Origin of the sequence: Spiroplasma endosymbiont of Nebria brevicollis (genome assembly GCF_964030895.1) — a bacterium.
Taxonomy (GTDB): domain Bacteria; phylum Bacillota_I; class Bacilli_A; order Mycoplasmatales; family VBWQ01; genus Spiroplasma_E.
Window position 1 is genome coordinate 785,918 of record NZ_OZ034986.1, and the last position, 24,449, is coordinate 810,366.

A 24,449-nucleotide genomic window follows, 5' to 3' on the forward strand; every position below is an offset into this window, starting at 1 on the left:
AATTCACCATCTAAAAAGATAGTGAATAAAAGATTTGTATTACTTGTTATTCCATAATATTAGTAAACTTAACTAACTTTTACCTAGACTACTTCATACCATTATTAAAAGTAATATTATCTAGATTATATTGATAACCATAGCCATCACTGTCTACATCATGAACTGCTATCACTGATGAAGCTTGATAATAAATATTATTATCATCATGTCAAAGATATAAGGCAAAACACATTTGACTTCAATAATAACCATTATCATAATCTTTTTCAATGATAAATTTATAGTAATCATCAGAATTTCAGTCATTAGTATAAGCATTATCGAAATTACTTAAATCTGGTGGTTGTTTATCTTTAATGCAATTAGTGTTAGCGTTTAAATCACTAAATTTTTTTGAACCTGTATTACCATTCTTAACTTGTAAATAAGAATTGTTACCAAAAACAAAGGTTGGATATAGACTAGTGAAATTATCTCAGTTATTAGCAATTTTTTTTCAATTAACAATGCTTTGCGGGTCACTTCATCATCATTTATAACCATAATTAAAAGACCCAGCACTAGCACTATCGTTAGTATTAACATTCAAAGTAAGATTATCCGTATTTCAATTTGAATAATAGATTTCAATTAAATTATTATTACTATCAAAAATATAATTAGTAGCATAATTTTTATACAACATACCTTCTCCATCACGTGGTGGTGATTGATAAAGCAAATTATAAACATTATTACTAGTAGCAATGATATTAATGATGCTACTTGTTACACTATCATCAAGGTTTTTTAAACTACTTTTACTAATAAAATACTTACCTAAACTAGTAGCAACAGCCATATCAATCCCACCAGGATTACGTTCTGCTTGAGCAATATAATACAAACCTAACGTTTCACTCAAACTATTACTATGTTCTACTTTATTAGCTGATTGTTGACTACTAATATCAATATGATTTTCTATACCACCCATTTGTAAATATTTTCAACTACTATTATCACCACTAAAGTAACTATCACTAAAAATACTTTTACTATAAACATTATAATCATCTTTAATACTTGTTACTTGTTTATGATTAATCATCTCTGCTTGCATGTTATTTAGCATATTTTTATTGGCATTAGAAAGATTTAAACTAGAATCAATTGCCAGATTGCCATTGCTATCAACAAAAAAAGCATTTCGAAAGGGCGTCGTCCCATCACTTAAATTACCAACAGCATGGCTGGTATCATAACTATAATATTTATGGTCAGTTGTTGATTGGTTAGTAATTCACTTATCTTGACTTAAATACCCAAATTTATTATTAAATAATGAAGATGGTGTTTGACCATTACTAGGGTTACTATTAAGTTTGTTGTTAATAATAGTATTGTTAACAACATTCACCGTCATATTACTTGCTAATGTTAAAGTAGTCAAACTACTTAAAATAATTAATATTTGTTTCATATTTTATTTTCCTTTATTGAAATAATTTCTAACTCATTTGTTGATAATCAATTACATACTTAAAATCAGGGAATGTTATTAAAGCACCTGGACTAACTGATATTCCACTAAATTCACTTGATATATCAAGCACACAAAATGGATTACTATAACTTTCATTTGTGGCAAATATTAAAGAAACAGTTGTTAACTTACGATCATTACCACTTGTTTCAACTTTAGTGTGCAATCAAATCATTGTTGTTTTAGTAAGTACATCTCAAAAGTTTTTTTCAGAACCTTCATCATTAGTAATAGATGCTGTGTCAATGTTAAGTGTTGGAGATTTAGGATCGCCACTTTCTAATTTATAATCAATATTGACATGACCTTTAAAACTAGAGTCAATAACACTATAAGAATTATTGTTAATAGTTCCCAAGACACTATCTTTGTTATTTGAATCACCAATTAATCTTTTTGTTAAGTTAGATTGTTGATAATAATGTTCGTTATCTTGCAATAAATTAGGATCTTGACCATCAGGAAGTTTAATTCCATCTATTGGAACTTGTTTTGCAGGGTCAGATGCTAATTCACTATTAATAAAATTAGTATTTTTACCATGAACTATAATATTAATATCTGATAAACTCTCAATAATTCGATATTGTCCAGCTACTGCTGCAATCGTAACAGTAAAAGTTTTACCTTTTTTTTGATTGAAAAGGTTATCACCTACTTGTAAATTTGTACTAATAGTAAAATCATCATCTTTAATTCCGATATCAGAATCATTAGTTTGAAAATAGGCAGATACATCTTTTTTGATAATATCATTAATTTGGGTATTAGCTCTTGCTAGTCCAACGGTTGTTAACTTACCATCGGCATTACTATTATCTTTGTTATCAATATTAATAGTTAGTCAATGTGCTTGATCAGTGTTAGTATACTTGGTTTCAATTGTAGTTTTTAAATTATCTTCGCCACTTAATTTAACACACTTATTAATTACAGGGATAGTTCCATCATAAGTACCAGCAAAGTTAAACTGATTAGCAGCTTGTCAATTAGTAGTAATTGTATAACTAACATTAATAGTATCATTAAAGTTTTTAATTGCATCGCTATCATTGAAATTAAGGTTAAAATATTTATTATCAAGCTGTTCTGGTTTAATTTTCACTCTATCACTTAATTGACTTTTAAAACTATTAATTACTTTTTCTTTAATTAAACTTTCAATATCTTTAACTGATTTTGACTCAGGTTTTTCGACAGAAATAACTTGTGGGTCAAATTGCAAGTTTAAATTCTTAATATCAAATTGATTAGTATATTGCGTGTAATAAATTTCTACTACTTGATTATTACTATCTAAAATATAATTAGTAGCGTAGTTAGTATTATCATCACTATTTTGATATGGTGCACTCATAATATACTGCAAGGCAACATCAGCAGATGAGGAAATAAAAGTAATAATAATACCAGTAAATACTTCATCAGGAACATTAGTTCCTAAAACGCTGCGATTCATAAATGCTTTTGCTAAAGCTAAATATGTGTTTAATTCTTCTTTACTTTGGTCTTTCGCTGCTTTACCAATGTAATAAAGTCCTAATCCTTCACTTAAACTGTCATGATTTGAAACTTTATTGGCACCAGTAACATCAGAAATATCAACATGCTTTTCAACTTGACTTTCTTGAAGGAACTTTCAATCAGGATTGTCACCACTAAATAAATCATTCCGAAATTCACTACCTGTATAAGCATTATCAGTAATACGATTAAAAGCAGTTACTTTGCGATGGACAATTATTTCATCTTTAGTATTGTTAAGATTATTATAGTCAATATTTGTATAACTATCTTTTTTGTTAATTACTAGTTGTCCACTATCATCAACTTTAAAGGTTGTTCTTGCATTACTTTTGTCACTTAATTCATAGTTAGCATGACTTGTATCATAACTATAATATTTATGGTCTGTTGTTGCTTGATTAGTAATTCAATCACTATCATTTAATTTTTGATATTCATCATTAAATATTGGTGTGGCAGAAGCTACTTGTGGTGTTACATTAGTACTTGATTTAATAATACTTTTATGTTCTGTAAAATTAGTGTTTAATGCTGCATTTCCTGCTAAGGTTAAAGTAGATATGCTACTTAAAGTCAATAATAAATTTTTCATTTTTACCTCCAAAATTATTTTAATATGATTAATATAGCAATTTATTATTTAATTATTTTGTTGATAGGAAATATTGAAATTAAAGTTAGGAAACATTAATATAGCGCCATCATCAATTGAGATTCCTGTTTTTTTTACAAGGTCAAAACTATATAAAGTATTATCACCATTAGTATGTGGTGGATCAATGGTACTAGTGAATACTAATTTTACACTATTTAAAATTCTATCTTTTTGTCCTGATGGTGGATTTTTTGTCACACTAGTATATAAATAAATATTTTTAGTTTGATTAATTAAATCGTAAAAATTACTTATTTTTTGATTAGGATTTTTAATATCACTAATATTGAGAGTAGTAGATTCTATTGACCCTGACGTTTCTAATTGATATTGGGAAGTAAACGAACCAGTAAAACTATTTTTTTTAATACTATAAGCATTTTTTAATTGATTTTTTAAACTATCTTTATCATCGCCCATTAAATTTGCTAATAATGTTGCTTGTTGGTAATAGTGTTCATTATCTTGCAAGATATTAGCATCTTGTCCGTCAGGTAAATAAATACCATTTAGTTTAAATCCCGCAGGCGAATTATGATTTTGGGTCGTAGCACTATTATTAGTACCATGAACTGTAATATCAAATGATAAATTACCAGAAAGTTTATAACCTTCTTGCTTTGGAGAAATAGTAATTTTACATTGTTTACCTGAGATACCATCATTATTTTGAAAGAGATTATCTTTTAGTTTTAAGTCAGAAGTAATTTGAATATTATCAGTTTTCAGGTTAAGTAAACTATATTTCTTATTAAAGTAACTTACTACAAGGGGTTTAATAGCTTCATTAATTTTACTATTGGCTGTTATTAACCCTGTATCTGTTAAACTAGTATCAATATTATCTTTATCAGTTTTATTATCAAATATTATGTTTAATCAATTATCAGGGTTTGTTTCTTGTTCAGGATATTTATTTTTAATTTCTGTTTGTAATTGTGCCTCTCCATTTAGATCACATATTTTATTTTGAACATTAACACTAGATTCTAGTTTTCCAGTAAAGTTATCTTTATTACCATCTGTAGTTGTAATTTGAAACTTAACAGGAACTGACTCTGTATTAAAATTGTGGGGTTTATCATCATTATCATTAAAAGTAATATTATAATCACTATCAGGAATAGTAGGAATTTGTAAAATTGATTTTAGTTTAGTTACAAACGCATCTTTAATTGCTGGTTGAATATATTGAACAATTTGCGGAATAGTAGCATTAGTACTACTTTTGTAGTCAGTATAAATTACTTGATTGGGGTTTAAGTCTAACTTTACATTTTTAAGTTCAACTGTCAGCAAATTCGTGATTGTAACTTTAATTACAAAATTAATATTATTATTTACGATACCAAAAGCTTTAGCTTCATCACTAGTATTTACTTTTAAATCATATGATGTACTTTGATTATAGTTGCTTGGTCATTCAAAGGTATTATTAGTAACTTGTTGATTGTTAACTGTAAAATCAACTGCTGGATTATTAATAATATTAGTAAAGAAACCATTAGGTAATGATTTAACAGTTTGTTGGGAAACTGTTTCAATGCCACCAACTTGTAATTTGTTATCAATTTGGTTTAAGATGGCGCTAAAACTAAGACTGTCTTTATCCTTAGCACTATGAATTTGTCAAAAAACTGGATTAGCATTATCTTTAAAAAAGTTTTGTGTAGGTGCTAAGTCAATTGGTTTATTATCTGGCTTATTATTTTCATAATATTGTTCTCATAAATTAGCATTGCTATGAGGATTAAAATTACTATCACTATAGCTAGCATGATTGGATACTAATAACGTAGTTGTTGTTATACCTGTTATACCAAACACTAATAAGTAAATACTAATTAATAATCAATTTTTTTTATGATTTTTTTGTAACTTATTTTTAATAAGCGTTGGGGTTTTATCAACATTAGTAATAATTGTTGGTCTATGATTAATTGTTTTTGGTTTCATTGGTATTTCTCCTTTCTATTCATACTTGTTTTTAATAAACAAAAATTGTTATTTTAAACGTTTACGTTTACGAAGCAATAAAATCACAAATGGTAAAATAATTAAAATACTAAAAAATATACAAGCAAGAATAATAGTCTTTCAATTATTAACCAAAGTTTTAGAAGATGGTTTGGTATTAATATGAAATGGATTTGGATCATCACTATTGGTTGTTAAATAATTAATATAGTTATGTTTAGCAATAGCACCTTGATAAGTAATAAATTGACTAACTAACGCACTAGCATTATCTTTTAAATCGTTAACTTCAAGATTATTAGTACTATTTAGATATTGTTGAAATCCTTGGAATGTCACATTACTATCAGCAAATAAATTAGTACAATTACTAAAAATTGGAGCTTGGTCTTGATTATAAATAGTAACATATTGACCTGATGCTTGTTGTTGAGCTTTGTCTTGCACATTTAAAGCAAGATAGTAAACTTGGATTCCTGATGATGAACTACTTGCTGTTAATGTATAATTATTAGCAATAGGGTTTGTTGTTGTACTATCAATAGTTAAAGTTTTAGCATCAACATTGGCATAAGTTCATTTTTCATAAGTAGGGATTTTAACAGTAGCATTTCCTTTAGCATAGTTCATAACAAGTAAGTTGTCATTACCAGCAACATTTTGAACTAAATATTGACAATCAACATTAGTAATATCATTTTTAGTGCCCATAGTAAAACTTAATTGAGATGTTTTATTACTAATAGTAATATCATGGTGCACTACTTCATTGGTAGCAGAACCACTAGCATCAACGCTAAAATTAGTAGCGTTAAACCCAGCACTAGGATTATGAGCAATAATAGCATAACTAAGATTGCCATTTTCAATTGGTTCAATGTTAGTAGTACCAGATTTAATAACTAATTTTTCTTCTGGTTTAGCTTTAGCTAAAATAACTAACTCATTTTCATTTTCACTTTTAATATTATTATCACCGATTGGAATAACTTTTAAACGTTCAGATAATGATTGATTAATAATATTTTTGCTAGCTTGCAAAGTATAAGGTACTGAAAAATAATTGGTAAAACTACTTTTGGGGTTAATCGTGGCAAACAAACCATTATTAATGCTGGTTGACAATTGATCACTATAGTTAAGATAGACACTACCAAAACTAGAAATTCCACTATCAAAATTTTTATTTGCAAAACTACGACCAATAATTGTCTTATCAAAATATTGTTTTCCATCAGTGGGCATAAAATGATTAGTCTTGTCGTCAATTTGTCCTTGGAATGCGTTAACTACTTCTTTACTAATAAAATCATCACTAATTGGTGCTTGTAACTGATTAGCGATTTGGTCTCATTGCTTGAATTCAACATTAATTAATTTATCTTTATTATTTTTTATTAATTGTGCATAATTATCATTAATCTTATTTCAGGTATTAGCTAATTTAACATCATTATTATTATTTTCTTTAACAGTAATATGAAATCCTGGTAAAGTATGATTACTAGTAGTAGCAAAAGTTAAGCCAGAAGTAAGTGCTAGTGTCGATAGTAATGCTGTAAATTTATAATTAAAATGTGATATTTTTATCACTTTTAATCACCTTCTTTCATTTTTAATTTGGTTTCTTGACTTTGAAAAATCACTTAAATATGGAAAAAATTTAGTTTTATTAAAATAAAAACTAAAGTTTAAATAACCAAATCATAAAATTTATAATTGAATAATAATTTTAATATTTATATAAATAGGGCAGTTTATATATTCATATATCCATTAAAATTATAAGGATTAATTACTAGTAATCCTTATAATTAATAATAAACTTTTTTTCTTAAAAAGCAATAAATAATATTAGGAGTTGATTTATTTTGTTTCCTTCATATGGTATTCATTCTTGGGCTAAATGTGCAAATCAGTTTACTAATAAAACATTACCATCAAAACAATTAGGACATTTTTTACTTAAAACTATTCCATATTCTTCTGCTAAATCTTTTAAATCTTGATGATAATATTGCTTACCATTATCAATATGAAGGATTAAATTTTAATTTGTTCATTAGTAAAGTACTTTAATGCTTGTTCTACAACTAGGTTTAACTAACGAAAAATAATCCATTGTTGTTGAAAACTATCATCCTAAAAATTCTTTTGTAAGAAAAACACAAACTGCATTTATATATAATAGACATTGTCATAAGATAACACCACTAAAACATGTACTATTATATCTAATATAATTTTTAATATTTGTTAAAGTTTATGCATAAACTAAATATATAATATAGTTTATATTTTTAAAAGGAGAAATAAAGCATGGCAAAAAACAATAAAAACATGACTACAGATGATTTAATTACCCGAATTGTAAAGGTAAGTTTTCTAAATGAAAAAGAAATAACAATACTATATTTTGAAAGAAGAGAAAAACATGCCATGGTTTAATATTTTTCAGGATAATAAACCTGACATTGAAAACGTTGATTTTGATATCATTTTTGATGAATTTAAAGAATTAATTTCAGAATGAAAAAGCAATACCAAGATTTTTTCGAATAATGTTGAAAATACAATAGAAAACAGTGCAACATCATCAGCTATTGTTGCTGCATTACAAGTAGTAAATGAAGAAAAAATAAATAACACTATTAAACATTTAAAAGATAGTTTAAAGTATCAATTATTTTGATTTTTTTGAGAAAAAAATCAAAATTAAAATTATTAATGATTTAAAAGAGAAAATAAAAAAAATAAATAGTCATATTATTAAAACAAACAAAGAAATTCAAGATATTAAAAATGATAACGAAGAATATTTAAAAAATGAAAGTATTAAAGATTTTCATTCGGAAAATAATACAACTTTTTTAAAATCTTTTATAATTAAAAATAAAGAAGAAGCAATACATATTAAAAATGCAAATTTAAAAAATGAGAAAATAAAAAATGATTTTTTAAGTCATATTAATCAAACTGAAAAAGAGGCTATTAAAGAAATTGAGGAAATTAATAAAAAAATTAAAAATTTAGAAATAGAAAATGAAAAAAGGAAAATTTTATTACTTTATAATAAAAAAACATGAAAATAAAAAATGACTTTTTCAAATCAACTAGACATGAAAAACAAATTTCAACTTTTTTTAAAGACCTCAATAAATTATTAGAAAGTAAAAAATTTATCGAAACTATTGATAAATGATGAGAAGTTACCTAAAACCAAAATGAAATTTTAAACTTCGGTACAATTTTTTAAAGATCAAGAAAAACTGAATTTTGAAGAAAAAACAAGAAAATTACAAGAAGAAAATCAAAATATTTTAGAAGAATGAGAAAATAAAATAAATGAAGTAATTGAAAACTATGAAAAAGAACTTGAAAATGAAGAAAAGGAAATCATGAAAAAATTAAAAGAGAATACTGAGGAAAAATTAAAAATTTTAAATCCATCAAATGAAATATCCCAACCCCTAAAAGATTCTAAAAAAGAATATGATGATGAAATAAAAAAATTAAAAAATGAAATAATAGAACTTAATAAAAGAATCATTAGTATTAATTATTTATTAGTTAATACTGAAGAGGAATTAAAAGAATATAAATCTAGTATTGAATATGCTGTAGAAGAAAACGAAGAAACGGCAGGGGCTGCTTTCCAGTTAACTGTGTAACTTAGTTTTACAAAATTACTGAGAAGATATACGGAAGAAAAATTTGCAACGCAAATATAAAATAACATGATAAAGTATTCATAGAACAAAATATCATGTTATTTATAAAAACAATATCAACGCAAGATTTATCGGTATGAAAAGTATGATATTTAGAATTCCAATTCCTAAAAAATACTATTGTAATAATTGCAAACGACATTGAAAAACTCAATTTAAAGTAAAATCCCGTTCTTTTTGGTAATAATTTAATAATCAAAAAAGTAATAAATTGTTGCTTACAATTTGATTAATAAGCAACAATTTTCAACATGTATTTTTAGTTAGCAAACTATTCAAAATATTTTACTATTTTTGGTAAATGCTGATGTTTGTCAGGATGTACAGCAATTTTAGTAATACTATGGATACTAAATCCAACTAGTAAATATAGCATAACAAGCGAACTGATAACTAACTCAGCAAATGCTTCTGTTTTAAAAATTATTAATACATCAGAACTTATACTGTAATTAGCAGCAAATCATGATGCAAAAACAATTCGTGCTACCGCGCCAATGGCTAATGGAAATGAATAAGCAGCAAAACCAGTATTAAATTTAGTGACGAAAACTTTAATCATACTAATATAAGCAATAAAGGTAAACGTAATAGCAATTCCTGCTAATAAAAACATAAACACATGATTCTCATTACTTGTCCCACTAAAGTCAAAAAAGTAAGTAACTAACAATAGACTTGCAGGAGCGGCAATAATCCCGATTGCCGGTAGTTCCGTAGTATGTATTGCTGTCACAAATAAGTAACGATATAAAATTAAACAAGTTAAGATAATAAATCCAACAAAACTAAAGTATCATAACGCTTGTAATAAAGTAACATAGTTAGCACCACCAAGTTGCCCTGGTAAAATAGCACAAGCAACAGGAATTCCTACTAATGGTACATACCATGCTCCATCAACATCTTTAATGTCAAACCACATTGCTCTTGTCACTAACCATCATACTAAATAAACTAGTTGACAAATTAAACCAATATATCATAGCGTAATTCCAAAGTAGAATAAACCACCATAAATAGACCCTTTACCAATCGCAAACTCACCAATGGCCATAGTAGTCATGAATAGGACTGGTAAGTGTGAACTTGCACTACCACTCTTCATTTCTTTTCAGAATCATTGGGGATTACTTAGTACTTTTAATAAACATAAGAATAAGAAAAAACTAGCTAGGGTAATGGTCACGTATTGAACTCAATCGCCATTGAAACTAATACCAGGGAGATTTCCTCCAACTGTTGCTTTGTTATATTGGGTGAAGGCAATGCCTAAAGTTGTTAATCCTAACGCCACAGCAGTAAGCGCTAAAGGAATATGTAATAATTTTTTTTGAATTTTTATTAATGTATTTTTCATTTATCTCACCTTTCCTTATGAATTATATCTTATTAGTAGAAGGAATTTTAAAAAAATTTAAAAATAAAAATCATAAATTAAAATGCGCTATAATGTATATGAATACATTATATAAGAGTATATAAAATCATAATTTCTCAAGAAATGAGTGACTAGTGATGAATAAAAAATATTTTAATGATGCAGAGTGATTAAGAAGAAAAAATCTTCGTAAATTTAGTTTCCGTTTGCTTGGTTTACTTATCATAACACTATTTTTAATTTTTGATTTAATTTTAACTATTGATTATCCCAGTACTTTTGAAAATTCAGAAGTAAAGAAAGCAACTGAACGATTATCGATATACTATGCGTATTTTACAACGGGCGAATAAAATATACGTATAGATATATTTTCAATGAGAGAAATATATCTTTAATTGTTGATATAATTATATCATATATTATCATTCTTGTAAACAATAATATCACTTTAATTTTACTATTTTAATCTAAAAATTCCTAACTATTTAGGTAAAGATTTATTTAATTTTATATTAACTAAAAACTAATATTTTGTTTATTAAAATATGCTACTCTTGCATTTAACATATTAATAAATGTTTTAGAATTATATGATTTTGCACCATTTCCTTTTAATGACTTTACTAAATGAAAAACAGTACTTTCAGCATAACAACCAATATTTCAATCTGCTCCTTGATTAATAATACCTTGAGTATTATTTTTAAAATAATTAAATGTTTTTTCATCAACATTATTTTCTAAAATATTAATAAATTGATTATAATTACCGTTTTTAAAAGAAGCAGATGAATCTATATACTTAGTTCAATCAGTAGATTCTTTTTTCTTTCCCCTTTTACCAACAAATGATTTTCAAAGATAACTAAAAGCATGAAATTTATCTAATATATAATAACCACCTAATAATTTAGCCATTGCTCTTATTGATAATGCACCATCACCTGCAATTATTAAATTAAGATTTTGAGATTCTAAATCTTTTAAACTATTTATTTTAATATCATAATTATTATTAATAGTTTCAAAAACAAAATTATATACTTTATCTTGTGTTATATTATTACTATTACCAGTTTTATATAATAAAAAAGCAGTAGTTTTATTTAATAATTGATTTCTATTTTTACCAATATTAATTTTATGAGTATAAAAATTAAAAATTCTAATACAATGTTTTTCTATTATTCCATAATCATTTCTTAAAAATTCATAACAATCATCAATATCAATATGAAGTTTTTGATTATCTAATACTTTAATTTTTTCTTTTAAAGGTTGAATAGTAAATTTACTATTTTTTATTATATTACTAATAGTTTGATTTGAAATAGGACAATCGGGTAACATATCTTTAATATCACATTGTCTTTTACCTTTATGTATTTGTTTTAATATAAAATTTAATAAACGATTAGTACAATTTTTATATTTTAGAATTTTAATAAAATTTTTTACTGGACATATATTTTCATTAGTTTCTAAATTTTTATATATTCTTAATGGAAGATAAGATTTTCCAAAAGGATTAATAATTAATTTTACTCTTCTTTGTATTAATTTATATTTATTTTTATCATAAGTTTTAAAATAATTATAATCATAATTTAATAAATCTTGTTCATATTCTTTTATTTTTAAATTTGTATATTTAATATCTAAACTATCATAATCATATTCATTATTAATTAAAGTCATAATATTAATTCCTTTCTTTAAACTACAAATAATTATATATAAGAATAATAGTAAATGTTATAATATACATAAGGATAAAAGGTGAATAATATGCCAAAACAAAGAAAAGAATTAGGAGATTATGAGGTTAAAATTAGTAATTATTTACGAACAAAAAATAAAACATTAACACCACAAGGATTAAATAATGCTCTTGGAATTGATAGAAAATTTATATATGATTGCCGACGTAGAAATAGTCCATGACAAGTAAAATTTTTAAAAAGTTATGATAAAGCACGTAGTATTATTTCAACTCATATGTTAGAAAAAGCATTAGTAACTCCACAATTAATTTATGAACATTGAAGAAAATCACATCCAAATGAATTTGATATAAATGAAGAAGATAATAACACTCAAAATGATATAATTATTAATATTACTGAACCAAGAAAAATAGAAAATAATGACTAGAAAATCTATAATAAATATAGATTTTTTCTTTATTTTAAAGGGGAAAAATGATATAATTAATATTAAGGAAACAGTAGCCATTCTGCGAGTTTAGGAGTTAAATATGGAAAACTTTAACTGAGATAAAAATAAAAATTATACTAATGAAGAATTAGAAAATTTATTAGAACAACACCGAAATTTTGTTTATAAAAATACTAAGACTGAATTAGAACCAAAACTACAAGAACAACAAACTAAATTAAAAGAATATGAAACTAAAATTAATAGTTATGAAGAGCAACAATTATTTTCTAATATTAAAGATACTAAAAAAGTAAATTTAATTAAAAATTTAATGAGTACTGATAATTATAAATCTTTATCTAAACAAGAAGCATTTAATAAAATAAATGAAGATTATAAAGAATTTCTTATTGATAAAATATCAGAATCTTTTAAACAAGAAAATAAACCTAATACAAATGATTTTAATCCTAAAACTCTTTTAGATTTACATACAAATAGTATTAATCCAGAAGAATTAGAAAGAAAATTAAATGAAAAAGCAAAAACTACAGGTATTACTGACCCTAACGAATTAGAAAAACTTGTAAATTTAGCAAGAGGAAATGCACTTAAATCTATTAAATAGAAAGAGGATAAAATGGCAATTCCACAAATACCTAAAGCATTTATTATTGGTGGTAATACACCTACTGAAAATGCTGTTTTAAGTGTACTTGAAGCACAAGTTCGTGGTGAATTAACTGCTGAAATAAGTACTTTATTTATGAGAAATACTGTTACTGCTGACCAAATAGCAAATATTAGTGGTGTCGCAATGGCAATATATAGAGCAACAGTTCGTGTATTATGAGGTTCAACATGAGATGAATTTACTGGTACTAAAAGACAAAAAGGAACAGTTAAAACAACAACATTAATTATTGATAAAGAATTAACAATTGATTTTAATATTCCAGAATTTGATATTGAAAGATTTATGACTTCACCAGCAAATGTAGCAACTCAAATTGTTTCAAATTGAACAAGTTCATTTATGAGAAATTTAAGAGAAAATTTTGAATTAATATTTTTACAAGGTACCAAAGATTATGCAATTGCTAAATCATTAGTATTACCTTTAAATTTAAATAATATGACTAAAGAACAAGCATTAAATGCTTATTATATAATTGGAGAAAGAAATAATAAATTAATTAAAAAAGTAGATGATATTACGGTTGGTATTAATAAAGCAGATTTAACTGGTGCTTGTGGTATTGATAGTAGTTTTAATTTGGCAAAAGCATTTACATTATTAAATTATGGTCAAATTGCTGCAAATACTTTAGCAACTGGTAAAAGATATACAAATCAAATTATGGGTATGGAATTTTATGAAAGTTTTTATTTAGAACAAGATTTTATTCATGATACAGTTTCTGGTATGCATTTAGAAAAAGATTATAATTTATTAAATTTATTTGGTGTAGTTTATAACAGATATATGTGAGGTATGCCTATTTCATTTACAAAAGTAAGAAATAAATTAGATAATGCAACAGATAATATTCGTATTATTGGGAAAGCATTATATGCATTACCAAGTGCAATTAGACCAGATTTAATGTATATTATTCAAGAAAAAATGCCAACAATTGATGAAATTAAAACAGCAAGAGCAAAAAATTATAAAACAGACCCAACTAATGTTAATGCTACTTATCAATCAACAGATTATGATAATATGAATATTTTAGATTTACAAAATATAATTTATTATAAAGATTTAGGAAAAATTACTATTGCTAGTGATAATCCTACTAGTGATGAATTAGATATAGCAATAGTAAATTCTGGTAATGTTGGATTTACACCTAAAAAAGCAACATATACTAATATTACTAATACAAGTGCAACTATGACTGGTGATAATAAAGAATATTATGGAACAGTAAAAATAACATTTTCAAAAGTAAAAAAGAAACAAGTTAATAATGACTAATATATATGAATATTTTAATTATAAAAATGAAATTATTATAAATTCACCAAAACCAGAAGATTTAACTACTAGTAATGATTTAAGAGCAATATTACTTGATGAATATCCTAAATTAAGAAATGATTATTTTATAGTAAGTGATATACATGATGATTTTGCTATATGTGTTGGAGATAATATAAATTGTCAAGGTAAAGTAATAATTCAAATTAAAAAATCTACTAAATTATTAAAAGGAGAAAATAAACATGCCACAACATGCTGAGACTACATCATTGAGTAATTATACTTTAATAAAATTAATTAGAACAGGTATAAGTCCTATTTCAGCAATGATTGGAACCAGTGCTTATTATGGTCAATTAATAGGTAATCCAATATTAGGCTCAATTAATAGTTTATTATTTGGTAAGAAATTAGGTTTAGATATTTGAGCTTTAAATCAAAGACCAAGTAATAAAACTAAATTTATTAATACTTCTAAAAAAATATTATTAGGTTTAGGAACAATTAGTTTAGTAAATTATACTAAGTTTTTAAATACTGTTATTAATCCCATAGAACCTACTACAACATCATTTCCTATTACTAGTACTACAGCACCTATACATACAACAACATTAATCACTACAAGTACAACATCTACTACTGTTAATCCATTTCCAGATAATTTATTTAATATTTTATTTAATAATAATCCTAATAATTTAATGGATTGAGATACTTATATTTCATTAAATGCTTATGGTATTTCAAATCTTATTAGTGGAATTACTGAATTAATACCTAATAGATTTGAACCAATAAGAAAAATAGCAAATATGGGTACTGGTGGGTGTTTAATTAGTAGTGGTGTAGCAATGGGTATTAATAATGATTTTAATAATGCTTATGCTATTCCTACAATAATAGCGGGTGCTAGTGAAATTATACATAATTTATTACCAATGAAAACAAATCATGATAGAGAAATGCAAGAAACTAGTTTTATTGATAATGAAACTCAACCAATAATATCAGATGATAATATTTTTGATTGAGATAACTATGAAATAAGAAATACTATTAATGATTATGTTCCTAATATTCAATGTAATAATAGTAATTTTAGTTTATAATGTTACCTTTAATTATTAGATTAATATATTCTGCATTAGCAAGTGATGATATTCGTGTATTAATTGTTAGTTTATTAAAAAATTATAGTAAAGATAATGGATTAAAATCAGTGTTAGATAGTGAAAATGTTTCTATTGAAGAATTAAATCAACCTTATTCAGTTTTTAATCCTAATATTGCTAAAAAATTATTATCTATTTTAAAACCTAATGAATTAACTATTTTAAAAACTGAATTAGATAAATTATTTGTTAATCCAATTAAAAAAGTTAATAATTTATTTAAAGATAATAAAACTAAAGATACTAAAGATTTAAATAATAAAGATGTAAAAGAAACTGATAATAAAGATGATAAAGGTTGAGTAATATTATCTAGTTCATGATTAAAAAAAGGTTTATTTTATAAATCTAATAAATCACTTAAATTAGGATTATTACAAGTTTTAATACAATCTGATACATATAAAAATAAACGTTGATATGGTCCATATACTTATCCTAATGTAAATGAAGAGACTTGAGAATTAATGAAAGTTCAAAAAGGTAAAAATGGTAGTGGTGCTGGAACAATATTTTGAAGATATTTTTTAAGGGGTTTTTTACCTTCACAAATACGTAAATATGTTAAGAAACAACTTAAAGAAGAGAAAGGTATTAGTAAAGGTAAACAACGCTATAATGTGCTTAAATCAACTAATATTAATGTATTAAAAACAACTGCATTTATTAATAGATTAGAACGTGGATTTTTTAAACTTAAAGAATTTAAAACTTTACCAAAAACTGAATTAGGTAGTAGAGCATGAAGAGTAGAAAGAAAAGAATATTTAAATTTTCATAAAACAAGTAGTACTACTAAAAATATAGGTATTTCTATTTATAAAAATAAAAGTAAATATAAAACATGAAAGTAGGTGATTATATGGATATAGATTTAACAAAACCTATTAAACCAATTGGTATATGAAATACTATTAATCCAATATCAAAAGATAATAAAGAATATAAAAAATTAAATAAAATTTGATTTAATAAAAATAGTACTCATATAGATAAAATCAAAATATTAATATCTAATATTTTAAAAATAACTAGTCATATTATTGGTATATTAATAACATTATTTTTTACAATAACACCATGATTACTACCTAAAATACCAATAGAAATGGGAATTGGAAGTTATACAACTCAATATAATTTTACTTGACCTGACCATTTAATATTAACTTTATTTCCAATGTTTAGTCATATAGGAGTAAATGTTATTACTAAATTAGGTAATTATGGAAAATTAATTAAATATGGATTAATAACAATTCCAATTATTATTACAAGTCCTTATTTAATTTATCAATATCAACAAATTAAAAAACATAAAAAAGAATGTATTTTATGTAAAAATCATTCAAATAAAATTCAAATAGAAAAGGTGTAATAAAAAATGAATTTAACAGTATATTTATTAAGTGGAATTATAGGAGGAGCAGTTACTAGTGGTGTTATTATTACTTTTGTATTATCTATTATTTCAAAAAAAATTAAAAAAAATAAACAAGATATAGTTGCTAAAGAACTTAAAATTAATAAATTAATTGAATATATTATTTTAAATATTAAACAATTAAATGATAGATTACAATTAACAGAAACTCCTATTGCACAAAAATTAGATGCTTTTGATGTTGATGAAAAAGATTTTGAAGATTTTATTATTGCTCAAAAAGCAAAACGTCAAGAATTAACAAATAAAGATAAGAAAAAAGTAACTAAAATTAAAATTTAAAGGGTTTAAATACCCTTTATTTTTACATTAAGGAGTAAATTATGGCAATTAAAGACCCAATATTATTTATTACAGTTGAAGAATTTAAATTATCAAAATATTTTAATGAATTATTATTTGATAAAGTAACTACTCCAGATAATGAAATTTGATTTGCAATATCTGTAGCTAGTAGTAATATTGATTATTTAAGTGGTTTTACTATTAGTAAAAAATGACCAGAAATAACACCAACAGATTTTACAGATAATGTTCAAACAGCAACTACTAATTATGTTAGATTTTTATTAACTAAAGATGTAGATTATTTACGTGGTCAAGGTTCAATTAGTCAAGGTGGATTAACTTATAGTGAAACTAATCCAGATGACCCTTATTTTATCCCACCCGAAGTATTTAATTATTTAAGAAAAATTAAAGAATATCCAAATATTAAAGGTTTTAATTTAAAAGGAATAGAACCACAAAAAAATAATTATTTTAATAAATTTATTTCAAATTGTGGAGAAGATAGTCCATTAAATGCATATATACCATATACTAATATAAAATCATTAGATATTAGAACTAAAATTACTATTACTAATACACAAAATATGTTAAGACCAGTTGTTAATATTGATACTAGAGGTATTAATACAAGTACTACAGTACCTGAATTTAAAAGTCCAAAAAAAACTATTAATATTAAATATGATAAAGAAACTCATATAGTTAATAGTGATGTTAGTGATAAAGTAATTTATTTTGATGACCTTGATGATAAAAAAAATGCTATTGAAATTTTAAAACATACTTTAGTACCTAATTTTATATATAAATGAGTTGCTTATAAAAATTTTAATCCGTTTACAGAAGATTACTCAAGTTATTTAAATGGAACTTTAATTCCAAAAAAATATGCAGATGATAAATTATTATTAAAACAAGATAAATTAATTGCAGGTACTAATATAACTATTAAAGATAATATTATTAGTGCTACTGGGGGAAGTTCAGTTGATGAAAATAGAATATTTGATAATAAAGATGATAAAGATACTACTACTAATTTAATTAATAATGTTATTAAAAAAGGTAATATTACATTAACATATAGAAATAATCCGTTTGTAACTGATGATTTAGATATTCCACATAAAAAATATGTTGATGATAAAATTAATGAATTAAATTTTATTAAATGAAAATCAGTTGGTACTATTAGTAATGAAAATGATAATATTGCATTTAATTTTAAATTAAACACTTTATATAGAGTTGCTTATTCATGAGCATATCTTAAAAGTAATGGAAGTAGTAAATATTTAATTTTTATGTGAAGAGGCGCACCTGCTATATTAGATAGTACATTTCAAGCAGAAAATAATCAAAAGGTAGTAACTAATTATGTTGATTTAGGTGTTACATCAGCAATGATTTATTTAAAAAAATATAATTATCAAACTGGTTTTTTGCTTTCATTAGAAGAAGCAGAAAATACAAATACTAAAAATTATAGTGAACAAATATTACCAATAACTCCACCAATACCACCAACACCTTGTCCATGTCCAAAATGAAAAGAAGTAGGAACAAGACAAACTAAAGATAGAATTTTATATACTTTTATTGTGGGTAAAAAATATAGAGTTACTTATATGTGATACGGAGATACGCAACCTATTTCTTATTCTATAACTAAAGAATTTGATAAACTAGTATCAAACAAGATTGATTGTATATATACAATAGATAGTTATGTACGAAATTGAAATGTAGTTAAAAATAGAATTGAGTTGTTTAAATTAGAAGTTAATAATATTTGTATTAGAATTAACAACGCTGGTGGTATTACTTATGGAAATATTTTAAAATTAGAAGAATTACAAGAATAAATATAAAAAGTTACCAATTAAGGTAACTTTTTAATTAGATTGTGTGGGAATGTTATTTTTAGGTTTTCTTTTAAATTTAAAATTTATTTTTAATTTAGGATATTTTTTAAATAATTTTAAAATAATTGGAATAAAATAAAAACATAAAAACTCAATACATCCAAAAATAATATAAATGTAATAAAGTTGTTTTATATTTAAATTATTATCATAAAGATAAATTAAAATTGGACTTATAAATAAAAAACTTAATAATATATATATATATATATAATTTTTAAAATTCTTATTTTCACATAAAAAATTAAATAATTTATAAGATAAAAACATCAAAAACATAAAAAAAATAGACATACTTATTGAAATTGTATAAGGAGAATGTGTAAATTCTCTTCATCATAGCCAATCATCTGAATTATTACGATTTAAAAAATACATATTTTAATCACTTCCTAAAATTTAATTATATTTTAATTCTAACAAATTATCTTGCGTTTAAAACTATTTTATATACATTTGATTTTATATTGTTCATAAATCTATATGCTGAACTTTTATCTTGGTCTCTTGGAGTATGATTTTTAAACTCTATTTTTGATAAATTAGCTTCTAAATAAAAAGTTCAATTTAAATTATTATTATTTATTATACTTAAATTTATGGGATAATAACTATTAATTTTTTGTTCATAAAAATAAGATGAACCGATAGGTTGAGTATATTCTATTTTTAAATTAAATTCAGTTTCAACTAATTTATAATATTTTCAATTATTATTAGAATTAAAATAAACTATTGCTAAATTATCTACATAATTATATGGTATTACATAAAAATCTACATTATAAAAGGATTGTGGATAATCACCATTATTAAGATTTAAATCTTTTAAATCAATTGATAAAAATGTATCTTCTTCTTTTGCAGGATGAAAACTTTCACTATTAATATTTATTTTAGTTGAGCCACTATCAGCATTTTTTGAATTATGTGTTGTTTCAATATCATAATTATAATATATAGTTATACTTTTATAATATCTTTGTAAATCATTAAAAGTATTAATTAATAATGTTGGGTCTAAATAATCTTTTAAATTAATATCCTTAGATGTATTTATTGTTTTATTATTATTTAATCATTCTTTAGTATTATCTTCTGCATTTTCTGTTATTAACATTACATCATTTGCTGTCATTTCTATTTTTAAATCAGGTATTATAATTATTGATTTTGCTATGTTTTGTGGACTTGGTGGTAATATGTTTGCTGGATAACTAAAAGTTATTTCTTCACTTTCTTCATATTCATCATGATTTAATTTATATAAAGTAGTTCAATTAAAAGCATTATTAGTTAAAGCACCTTTATTTTTATATCTAAATTGAGCAACTGAAAGTTCATTATAATCTCCTTGATAAGTAAATGGATTATCACTATAAAATGTATGTCTTTCTTCTCCTTGATGTAATGATTGAGTTACAATTGTATCAATAATATAAGCATAATTAGAACCATCACTAACACCATTACTTGTTGGATTTCATTGACAATCTTTATCTAAATTAGTTAATGGACTTGCTATATCTAAAAATTCTGTATCTTCTGCTAAAATATAAACTTTATTATTTTTCTTTTGTGATAAATCAACTGTACTAATTTGTTCTTTAGTGGTTAATTTATGACCAGTAGTAGGGTCTCATGGATATACTGATATTCTATCTGTAAGTTTCATAGTCATAGCAGTTGTAGAAACATTAGCACCTAATAATTTACCAATAGCAAAATCATTATCATTAGTAAATGCATTTAATGGAATTAAACCACCATTACCAATAATATTTTCTAAATTATTTGTAAAAAATGCTGACATAAAACCATTAAAATATAACATTTTTTTATATTGTTGATTATTTTGATTAATAATAAAACCAATTGGAATACCTAAACTTAAAACATTTAATAATTTACCAATTAATGGTATATCACTTAAAGCAAAAGGTAATCATTGTACACTATCATAAGGCATTTGTATTAAACTACTAAATACTACTGAATTAAAATTTAATATAGCACTCATATATTTTTGACTTATTTTTGAATAATCTACAGTTGGTGAACCAATAATTAAATTAGTATCTGGGTCTTTATATTTAAAATTACTAGACATATCTACATTATAATTACCAGAGATATTATTAATATTTCATTCACTATCTCAAAAGAATTTAGCTTCTCCAATTGCTGTACCATTACTATTAGTTGCTTTTGTTTTATCAAATGCTAACATACCTTTAAAATCTTTTGTAACAAATAAATTTGCTTGTAAATTTAAACTAGTTGATAATCATTCTTTTCAATTTTTAAAATTAAGATATCCAGTAGGTTTTACATCCATTAAATTATAAAATGTAGTTTCTGGATGACTATTAGTAGTTATTTTATCATTAATACCTGCTAATAAACCACCATTATTTTTAACTGATGTACTTGAATGGTCATTATTACCAGCAATAAATAATCTTCTTGAAGCAAATACTTTTTGTTCAAATATTTCATTATTATTAATTTTATTAGGTGCTTGACCTTGTATTATAGGTCTACCATAATAATAACAACTAGATAATAATTCTAAACCATAAGATTGTCTATGACTATATCTAACTCCAATATCACGCATTAAAGTACGATTTAACGTTACTAAACTATTTTGAATAGTAGGGAAAGCATAACCACTACCTGGACTTGCATATTGTACATAATCAAGCGTATTTTGACCACTTGCTACTGCTCTATCATTAACTGAACTAAAAGTTAATACTTGCATACTAAATTCACCATTATAAGGACTATAATAATTAGTTACATTTGAAATATATAATAATTGTCTATCTTGATTTTTACCAGTATTACCACCAATATTTTCATTTTTATCATTAAATACACAAAAAAATTGTAAATAATCATCTACTGTAATTTGTTCTTCAAACATAACTAATATATATTGTCTTGTTGTAGAAATTGTTTTAAATAATTGATTATTAGGTAAACCACCAAAATCTACACCACTTGTATCATCAATTAAATAAGCATTTCAATAATCACCAATTTTATATTGTTTAGTATAATATTGGTCTTGTCCAGTAGTTTTATGAGTAGTTGGGTCTGTTATACCTTTATTTTTTTGATAGATTTTAGTACTATTTTTTCAAATACATACAACTGGAGTATTACCAGAAAGTATTAATTCATATTGACCAAAATCACTAATTTTACTATTAATAGGTTTATAACCAGTTTCAGTTAAAGGTATTGCTCCATTATTAATTATAAATGGAAATATTTTTCAATGACTTAAACGTTTAATTATTGCTTGTTGTCTCTTTAGATTTAGATGTGCGTGTTTCATTAATTGAATTCGTTGATGATTGCTCATTTTCACTATCTCCTAATTCTTTATTTAATTTTTTATTTTCTGTAATAATATTTTCAAATTTATTTTCTGCCATAAGTTGGTCAATATTATCATATTCACCAATTGCTTCACTTACTGTCATAGTACCATTATTTAATCTTGAATTAATAATTTGGTCTTGTACTATTTGGTCAGTCATTGCTATAGGTATAAATTTAAATGAATAAGGTCTTTCACCAATACCATTTCATAAATTTTCACTAATAAGAAGTAAATCAAATATACGATAAAAATAAGCACTATAAAATGCTATTTTAATTTCTGTTGTTTCCATATCAAATTTATTATTAAACATACTTTGTGTTTTATTAGTATAAACATCATTACCATGTTCATCATAATCATAACCAGAACCATTAAATATTGCTTTAGCAGTACCATTATAATCTAATCAATATTCACTAAATTTTGGGTCACCTTGTATAATTTGCATACTACCATTACCATTTTTATCATATCCAGCACTACCAACATTAACTATCATATCTTTTTTAGGATTTTCAATAATATTACCATTTTCTTGCATTTCTTTAACTGTTTCATTATCTAATACAGCAAATAAAGTAGTAACATTAAATTCTCTTTCTAATCTTTTTTTCTTAATAACTTGATTTAAATCTCATATTAAATCTCATACTGCTGTACAATCTGGATATGCATTTAAAGTAGTTGTATTACCATATAAATTAATAATTGGTAAATTAGTTATTTCAAAAATAGGAATATAATTAAATGGATTTTTAATTTCATAAGTATTTAATGGTGTTATATTTGGTTTTAATTTAGTTCTTGTAGAACCTAAAATAATATCTTTATTATTATCTTTATATGTTTCATATTTAACTTTTCCATTTTGTATTGTTACTCAAGTTAAAGTAGCACTATCTGCTTGTTCATTAATAAAATAAAATTCTGCTGATTGTTCTTGTTCATTATATTTAGCAACTCTACCACAAAAACTATTAGGTAATATTTTAAGGGATTTACTATTATCTTCATTAACTATAATCATAATAAATACTTTACCCATTAGTGAATTTTGTAAACCAAATTTATAAAATTTTTCTAATCATTTATCTTTTAAATTCATTTCATTAAGATAATCTAATATTTCTTTTTTACTTGAATTAAATAAAAATCCTTTACCTAATCATAATTTAGTTGATTTTTGAGCAATAATCATTGGTATATCAATATATCAATCTTTTTTATCACAACTTAAATATTCCATTGTATTTATCATA

General features: G+C 23.9%; 23 protein-coding genes. 15 read left to right on the top strand and 8 right to left on the bottom strand.

Annotated elements, in window-relative coordinates; all coding sequences use genetic code 4:
* Positions 1 to 88: 88 nt before the first annotated feature.
* From AAHM98_RS04630 to AAHM98_RS04645, 4 genes are read right to left on the bottom strand one after another with little or no spacing between them, the layout of a single operon-like run.
* Positions 89 to 1,465, bottom strand: a complete 1,377-nt coding sequence (locus tag AAHM98_RS04630) for a hypothetical protein (RefSeq protein ID WP_342275729.1) — start codon at positions 1,463 to 1,465, stop codon at positions 89 to 91.
* A 28-nt stretch (positions 1,466 to 1,493) separates the two neighbouring features.
* Positions 1,494 to 3,647, bottom strand: a complete 2,154-nt coding sequence (locus tag AAHM98_RS04635) for a hypothetical protein (protein ID WP_342275730.1) — start codon at positions 3,645 to 3,647, stop codon at positions 1,494 to 1,496.
* Positions 3,648 to 3,695: 48 nt separating this feature from the next.
* Positions 3,696 to 5,666 carry a hypothetical protein gene (locus AAHM98_RS04640; protein WP_342275731.1) on the bottom strand — a complete coding sequence of 657 codons (1,971 nt, stop codon included), beginning with the start codon at positions 5,664 to 5,666 and terminating at the stop codon, positions 3,696 to 3,698.
* A 48-nt stretch (positions 5,667 to 5,714) separates the two neighbouring features.
* Positions 5,715 to 7,280 (bottom strand): hypothetical protein, encoded by a 1,566-nt coding sequence (locus tag AAHM98_RS04645; protein ID WP_342275732.1) that lies wholly within the window; start codon positions 7,278 to 7,280, stop codon positions 5,715 to 5,717.
* Between the two features lie 278 nt (positions 7,281 to 7,558).
* On the opposite strand from AAHM98_RS04645, the gene AAHM98_RS04650 reads away from it, so the two are divergent.
* The 5 genes from AAHM98_RS04650 (at position 7,559) to AAHM98_RS04670 (ending at position 9,358) form a co-directional block, all read left to right on the top strand.
* Complete coding sequence (locus tag AAHM98_RS04650; RefSeq protein WP_342275733.1) at positions 7,559 to 7,702, top strand: hypothetical protein; 144 nt, start codon at positions 7,559 to 7,561, stop codon at positions 7,700 to 7,702.
* A 304-nt stretch (positions 7,703 to 8,006) separates the two neighbouring features.
* Positions 8,007 to 8,135: a hypothetical protein gene (locus AAHM98_RS04655; protein WP_342275734.1), complete on the top strand. Its 129-nt coding sequence runs from the start codon at positions 8,007 to 8,009 to the stop codon at positions 8,133 to 8,135.
* Positions 8,122 to 8,406, top strand: a complete 285-nt coding sequence (locus tag AAHM98_RS04660) for a hypothetical protein (protein WP_342275735.1) — start codon at positions 8,122 to 8,124, stop codon at positions 8,404 to 8,406. The genes AAHM98_RS04655 and AAHM98_RS04660 overlap by 14 nt, the downstream gene beginning before the upstream one ends.
* Before the next feature lie 363 nt (positions 8,407 to 8,769).
* Positions 8,770 to 8,904, top strand: a complete 135-nt coding sequence (locus AAHM98_RS04665) for a hypothetical protein (protein ID WP_342275736.1) — start codon at positions 8,770 to 8,772, stop codon at positions 8,902 to 8,904.
* Positions 8,905 to 9,085: 181 nt separating this feature from the next.
* A complete protein-coding gene (locus tag AAHM98_RS04670; RefSeq protein WP_342275737.1) occupies positions 9,086 to 9,358 on the top strand; it encodes a hypothetical protein in 273 nt (90 codons plus the stop codon).
* Positions 9,359 to 9,689: 331 nt separating this feature from the next.
* On the opposite strand, the gene AAHM98_RS04675 is transcribed toward AAHM98_RS04670, so the two are convergent.
* Positions 9,690 to 10,778 (bottom strand): hypothetical protein, encoded by a 1,089-nt coding sequence (locus tag AAHM98_RS04675; protein WP_342275738.1) that lies wholly within the window; start codon positions 10,776 to 10,778, stop codon positions 9,690 to 9,692.
* 158 nt (positions 10,779 to 10,936) lie between these two features.
* On the opposite strand from AAHM98_RS04675, the gene AAHM98_RS04680 reads away from it, so the two are divergent.
* A complete protein-coding gene (locus AAHM98_RS04680; protein ID WP_342275739.1) occupies positions 10,937 to 11,152 on the top strand; it encodes a hypothetical protein in 216 nt (71 codons plus the stop codon).
* Positions 11,153 to 11,318: 166 nt separating this feature from the next.
* Here AAHM98_RS04680 and AAHM98_RS04685 read toward each other — a convergent pair whose 3' ends face one another.
* Complete coding sequence (locus AAHM98_RS04685) at positions 11,319 to 12,500, bottom strand: Mbov_0401 family ICE element transposase-like protein (protein WP_342275740.1); 1,182 nt, start codon at positions 12,498 to 12,500, stop codon at positions 11,319 to 11,321.
* Positions 12,501 to 12,590: 90 nt separating this feature from the next.
* Here AAHM98_RS04685 and AAHM98_RS04690 point away from each other — a divergent pair, with 90 nt between their 5' ends.
* The 9 genes from AAHM98_RS04690 (at position 12,591) to AAHM98_RS04730 (ending at position 19,730) form a co-directional block, all read left to right on the top strand.
* On the top strand, positions 12,591 to 12,956 hold the full coding sequence (locus AAHM98_RS04690) for a hypothetical protein (protein WP_342275741.1): 366 nt from the start codon (positions 12,591 to 12,593) through the stop codon (positions 12,954 to 12,956).
* Positions 12,957 to 13,059: 103 nt separating this feature from the next.
* Entirely contained in the window at positions 13,060 to 13,590 is a 531-nt protein-coding gene (locus AAHM98_RS04695; RefSeq protein WP_342275742.1) for a hypothetical protein, read from the top strand.
* Between the two features lie 12 nt (positions 13,591 to 13,602).
* Entirely contained in the window at positions 13,603 to 14,946 is a 1,344-nt protein-coding gene (locus tag AAHM98_RS04700; RefSeq protein WP_342275743.1) for a hypothetical protein, read from the top strand.
* Positions 14,939 to 15,229, top strand: a complete 291-nt coding sequence (locus tag AAHM98_RS04705) for a hypothetical protein (protein ID WP_342275744.1) — start codon at positions 14,939 to 14,941, stop codon at positions 15,227 to 15,229. The genes AAHM98_RS04700 and AAHM98_RS04705 overlap by 8 nt, the downstream gene beginning before the upstream one ends.
* Positions 15,195 to 16,064 (top strand): hypothetical protein, encoded by an 870-nt coding sequence (locus AAHM98_RS04710; RefSeq protein ID WP_342275745.1) that lies wholly within the window; start codon positions 15,195 to 15,197, stop codon positions 16,062 to 16,064. The genes AAHM98_RS04705 and AAHM98_RS04710 overlap by 35 nt, the downstream gene beginning before the upstream one ends.
* The gene (locus AAHM98_RS04715; protein ID WP_342275746.1) at positions 16,064 to 16,981 is read left to right on the top strand and encodes a hypothetical protein; all 918 of its coding nucleotides are present in this window, start codon (positions 16,064 to 16,066) and stop codon (positions 16,979 to 16,981) included. The genes AAHM98_RS04710 and AAHM98_RS04715 overlap by 1 nt, the downstream gene beginning before the upstream one ends.
* An 8-nt stretch (positions 16,982 to 16,989) precedes the next feature.
* Positions 16,990 to 17,505 carry a hypothetical protein gene (locus tag AAHM98_RS04720; protein WP_342275747.1) on the top strand — a complete coding sequence of 172 codons (516 nt, stop codon included), beginning with the start codon at positions 16,990 to 16,992 and terminating at the stop codon, positions 17,503 to 17,505.
* A 6-nt stretch (positions 17,506 to 17,511) separates the two neighbouring features.
* Positions 17,512 to 17,853, top strand: coding sequence for a hypothetical protein (locus AAHM98_RS04725; RefSeq protein ID WP_342275748.1), 342 nt, complete (start codon positions 17,512 to 17,514; stop codon positions 17,851 to 17,853).
* Between the two features lie 41 nt (positions 17,854 to 17,894).
* Positions 17,895 to 19,730, top strand: coding sequence for a hypothetical protein (locus AAHM98_RS04730; protein ID WP_342275749.1), 1,836 nt, complete (start codon positions 17,895 to 17,897; stop codon positions 19,728 to 19,730).
* Positions 19,731 to 20,214: 484 nt separating this feature from the next.
* On the opposite strand, the gene AAHM98_RS04735 is transcribed toward AAHM98_RS04730, so the two are convergent.
* Together AAHM98_RS04735 and AAHM98_RS04740 are read right to left on the bottom strand one after the other, a co-directional pair.
* The gene (locus AAHM98_RS04735; RefSeq protein WP_342275750.1) at positions 20,215 to 23,139 is read right to left on the bottom strand and encodes a hypothetical protein; all 2,925 of its coding nucleotides are present in this window, start codon (positions 23,137 to 23,139) and stop codon (positions 20,215 to 20,217) included.
* The gene (locus tag AAHM98_RS04740; protein WP_342275751.1) at positions 23,093 to 24,448 is read right to left on the bottom strand and encodes a hypothetical protein; all 1,356 of its coding nucleotides are present in this window, start codon (positions 24,446 to 24,448) and stop codon (positions 23,093 to 23,095) included. The genes AAHM98_RS04735 and AAHM98_RS04740 overlap by 47 nt, the downstream gene beginning before the upstream one ends.
* Position 24,449 lies beyond the last annotated feature (1 nt).